The 3,983-nt window shown below is 64.1% G+C and carries 6 protein-coding genes; 4 read left to right on the top strand and 2 right to left on the bottom strand.

Annotation, left to right across the window (positions count from 1 at the left end):
* The coding region (locus KAZ48_11185; GenBank protein ID MBP7973352.1) for a hypothetical protein at nucleotides 1-232 on the bottom strand (232 nt) is incomplete at its 3' end.
* 46 nt (nucleotides 233-278) lie between these two features.
* Between KAZ48_11185 and KAZ48_11180 the strand changes: the two genes are divergently transcribed.
* Both KAZ48_11180 and KAZ48_11175 read left to right on the top strand, forming a co-directional pair.
* Nucleotides 279-1,421 (top strand): acyl-CoA/acyl-ACP dehydrogenase, encoded by a 1,143-nt coding sequence (locus tag KAZ48_11180; GenBank protein MBP7973351.1) that lies wholly within the window; start codon nucleotides 279-281, stop codon nucleotides 1,419-1,421.
* Nucleotides 1,418-2,194 carry an SDR family oxidoreductase gene (locus tag KAZ48_11175; protein MBP7973350.1) on the top strand — a complete coding sequence of 259 codons (777 nt, stop codon included), beginning with the start codon at nucleotides 1,418-1,420 and terminating at the stop codon, nucleotides 2,192-2,194. Before KAZ48_11180 ends, KAZ48_11175 begins: the two co-directional genes overlap by 4 nt.
* Nucleotides 2,195-2,223: 29 nt before the next feature.
* Here the strand turns inward: KAZ48_11175 and KAZ48_11170 are convergent, their stop codons facing one another.
* Nucleotides 2,224-2,751 (bottom strand): hypothetical protein, encoded by a 528-nt coding sequence (locus tag KAZ48_11170; GenBank protein ID MBP7973349.1) that lies wholly within the window; start codon nucleotides 2,749-2,751, stop codon nucleotides 2,224-2,226.
* A gap of 64 nt (nucleotides 2,752-2,815) precedes the next feature.
* On the opposite strand from KAZ48_11170, the gene KAZ48_11165 reads away from it, so the two are divergent.
* Nucleotides 2,816-3,367 carry an orotate phosphoribosyltransferase gene (locus KAZ48_11165; GenBank protein ID MBP7973348.1) on the top strand — a complete coding sequence of 184 codons (552 nt, stop codon included), beginning with the start codon at nucleotides 2,816-2,818 and terminating at the stop codon, nucleotides 3,365-3,367.
* Nucleotides 3,364-3,983: VTT domain-containing protein (locus KAZ48_11160; protein ID MBP7973347.1), on the top strand; the 620-nt coding region annotated here is incomplete at its 3' end. The genes KAZ48_11165 and KAZ48_11160, both read left to right, overlap by 4 nt.

Raw genomic sequence — 3,983 nt, 5'->3', positions numbered from 1 at the left:
CGATCGCCGCCCGCAGGTCAGGCGATCCGTGCGCTGGCGGGTATTGGTTGCCTGCCCCGTCGGCGATCGCGTTGATGGCGATCGCCTTGAGTTCGTCCGGTCCGTCTGAGTCGGGGAAACCCTGGCCGAGGTTGATCGCTGCCAACTTGGTTGCCAGCGCCGACATCTCGCCGAAGATGGTCGACTCGTACGGGCGCATCCTCGGAACTAACCGATCCTGGTGCGCAGCCACAGACCCACGGTAGTGCGACTGCCCGTCGGGGTGCGAATGTGTCTGCATGACGCAGCCACCCGCGACGCTGGACACTGTCGGCGAGGTCGCTCGCGAGCTTCTCGAGCCGACTGCCGCGGACTCGGATATCGATGGATTGCCACGCAGCCACCTGGCGGCCCTGACAGCGGCGGGCGCCTATCGTGCCGCCTTTCCGAAGGCCGTCGGTGGCACTGCCGAGTCGGCCCAAACGAATCGGCTGATCATCGAACGAATCGCAGGTTCATGCGGCACCACCTGGTTCTGCTTCGCCCAACACCGCTCACCCACGCTGGAACTGATCGCGAGCGACAACGATGCGATGCGTGATCGGTGGCTCGGTCCGCTCGTCGCCGGTAAAGCGTTGGCGAGCATCGCGTTTGCTCATCTGCGTCGGCCCAAGCAAAGCCTGAGGATGACGCGCGTGACCGACGGTTGGCGGTTGGACGGGACGTTGGACTGGGTCACTGGCTGGCCGATCACCGATGTGTGTCTGGTCCAGGGTCTTGCGACGCAGGAAGTCGGAGCCGGCACCGAGTTAAGCGGGGAACCGCAGGTGGTCAGTGTGCTCATTGAGCCACCGCAGCCCAATCCGGCGGTTGCCCCCGGGCTCGATGCGGGTCCGACGCTGCCGCTCGCAGCGATGGGTGGGACCCACTCGTGGCCGATCCGCTTCGATGGCTACTACGTGCCCGACGAGCAAGTCACCTCAATCCGCCCGCTGTCGGAATGGAAGCTGGCCAACGACCGGGTGGCGGCCAACGCCAACCCGGCGGTTTTCGGAATGGCGCAGGACAGCGTGGACACTTTGCGGGAGGTGGCTGACCACGGTGGCTCCGACGAGCTGCGTGAGGTGTCGGGCACCATCGGCGATCAGGTGTCGCGAGTCCGGGATCAGGCGTATGCCCTGGCCGACGCGGCAGCCGCGGACGACGACGTGGCCGACGCGTCCATACCCGAACGCACCCGGCTGCGCGCTGTTGCCCTGGACCTCAACCTGCGGGCCGGCACTGCGGTGATCGCGGCGCAGGGTGGAAGTTCGATGTTGCTGCACGCGAAGGCTCAGCGACGGGCACGCGAAGCCTTGTTCCTCTACGTGCAGGGCCAGACTCGTGAGCTTCGAAGTGAGTCATTGCGCATCGCAGCGACCGATGGTGTGATGGGCGAATGAGCATCGCGTTGGTCACAGGACCCACCTCCGGACTCGGTCGTCAATTTGCACTGCAGCTTGCCGACGCGGGACATGACCTCGTCCTCGTGTCGCGCGATGAGACCAGACTCAAGCAACTGGCTCGTGAGATTGAGATCGACAAGAAAGTCAGCTGTGAGGTCCTGCCAGCAAATCTCGCCGATATGGACGCATTGAGGACGGTTGAAGAACGCATCACCGATGACTCCCGCCCCATCGATTGGCTCGTCAATAATGCCGGGTTCGGGCTTGCGGAGCCGTTCCTCGCCTCCGACGTGGACGAGGAGCAGGACCTCATCAACGTGCTGGTCACTGCTCCGATGCGCCTGACCAAAGCGGCGTTGCCAGGCATGGTGGAACGCAACTCCGGCCGAGTCATCGTCGTTTCCAGCTTTGCCAGTTGGATTACTGCCGGTACGTATTCGGCTGCCAAGGCGTGGGCCACGGTGTTCGTCGAAGGGCTGGATCTGGAACTCGGGGACACCGATGTCAATGTGACCGCCCTGTGCCCCGGCTTCGTTCGGACCGAATTCCACGAACGGGCTGCCCTCGATGTCTCCCAGATCCCGCGGCAACTCTGGCTCGATGCCGAAGATGTCGTCAACACCGCTCTCAAAGACGTCGAGCGAGGCCGAGTTCTAAGCGTGCCCGGATTGCAGTACCAAGCCATGGCCCCGATGATCCGCATCTCGCCGCGTTCGCTGGTGCGGCGCATGTCCGCGATGGGGTCGTCAATGGGTTCTGACCGACCGTAGGCAAGCCGCGGTGACCGGGTCTGCGCAGATCAGCCGTCGACCATGTTGCGGATGACGATGCCTGGATCGGTCGTCGCCGCCGTGGTCCACCCCCGGAGCTCGGCTTGGTGGAGGGTGTCGCGGGCGGCCTGTGCTGTCGCAGCGAGGTCGTCGGCGGTCGAGGTTGAGATGTAGGTGATGGGCGCATCTGGCCAGTCCCCGGCACCGGCCTTCGGGAGTGCACCATCAACCACCACGTAGCCAGCGACCGGTCGCCGGGATGCTTTTTGAGAGAAGCCGAGGGCCTGCATGAGTGCCCCAGCAGCGCCGAACGCGACCAAGAGGATTGGGCGTTCCGGCTGATCCGCAGTCAACGCCATCGCGTTGTGCGCAACCCAATGGGCAGTCGCGGTGCGCAGGTCCAAGCCCTGGTCAACCGGTGGTGCCTGCGGGACGACATAGACGTTGACGCCATACGCCATCAGCTCGGCGGCCAACTCCCGTCGCGTCGGCCAGGCCTCGACCCACGCACCGGGCAATTGGGCCGGTGGGAGCAAAACCACGGTTCCGATAGTCACGCGCCCACTGTGCCTCAGCGGGGCATCCACGGTCTAGCCGCCACCGGAAACTACGCTTGCGCCCATGTCCGCTAACCCAGAGGCGACCCGCAAGGCGCTGCAGAACCAGATCCTCGACAAGGCCGTCGTCTTCGGCAAGGTCACTCTCTCCAGCGGCCGTGAGGCTGACTACTACGTCGATCTGCGCCGAGTCACCCTTGACAGTGAGGCGGCCCCGCTGGTGGGAAAAGCCATGCTGGACGCGACTGCGGACCTTGAATTCGACGCCGTCGGCGGACTGACCTTGGGGGCTGACCCAGTTGCCGCCGCGATGCTCCACGTGGCTGCGGCGCAGGGGCGCGCGCTCGATGCATTCGTCGTCCGCAAAGAGGAGAAGCAACACGGGCTCCAGCGACGTATCGAAGGCCCAGATGTCGCGGGTCGCCGCGTGCTCGCCGTCGAGGACACCTCAACCACCGGGGGCTCGGTGCTGACCGCAGTCGAGGCTCTGCGTGAGGCCGGGGCGGAAGTTGTGGGCGTTGCGGTCATCGTCGAGCGGGGTGCCCGGCCTAAGGTCACCGAAGCGGGACTTCCCTACCTCACCGTCTTCGAGCTCTCGGACTTAGGACTTTCATGACATCAACGATCGCGTTGCTCGAGTTCCTTAACCCGGAGACTCTGCTCAACTGGCTCGGGCCGTTGGCGATGATCGGTGTCACGCTGATTATCTTCGCCGAGTGTGGCCTGCTCATCGGTTTCTTCCTGCCCGGCGACTCGCTGCTGTTCATCACCGGCCTGTTCATCGCCGACAACCTGATCGACATGAACATCTGGTTGGCCGTGATCATCCTCGCGGCAGCTGCGGTGACCGGAAACCTTGTCGGCTACTGGGTCGGCCGACTCATTGGCCCGAAGCTGTTCGACAAGCCTGACTCCAAGCTGTTCAAACGGGAGTACGTGGACAAGACGCACAAGTTCTTCGAAAAGTATGGTGCCCCGGCGATCATCCTGGGTCGGTTCGTACCCATCGTCCGGACGTTCATCACGGCGATCGCGGGTATCGGCAAGATGGACTTCCGCACCTATGCCATCTACTCCACCATCGGCGGTGTCCTATGGGCTGGTGGCGTGACGTTGCTCGGGTACTTCCTCGGCGGGTTCGCGATTGTCAAGGACAACATCGAGATCATGCTCATCCTGATCGTGCTGGTCAGCGTCATTCCGCTGGTCATCGAGTACCTGCGCCACCGCCG

Source organism: Candidatus Nanopelagicales bacterium, assembly GCA_018003655.1.
Lineage (GTDB): Bacteria > Actinomycetota > Actinomycetes > S36-B12 > UBA10799 > JAGNDY01.
The sequence above is the reverse complement of the archived record's forward strand: the minus strand, read 5'-3'. Positions and strand labels throughout refer to the sequence as shown.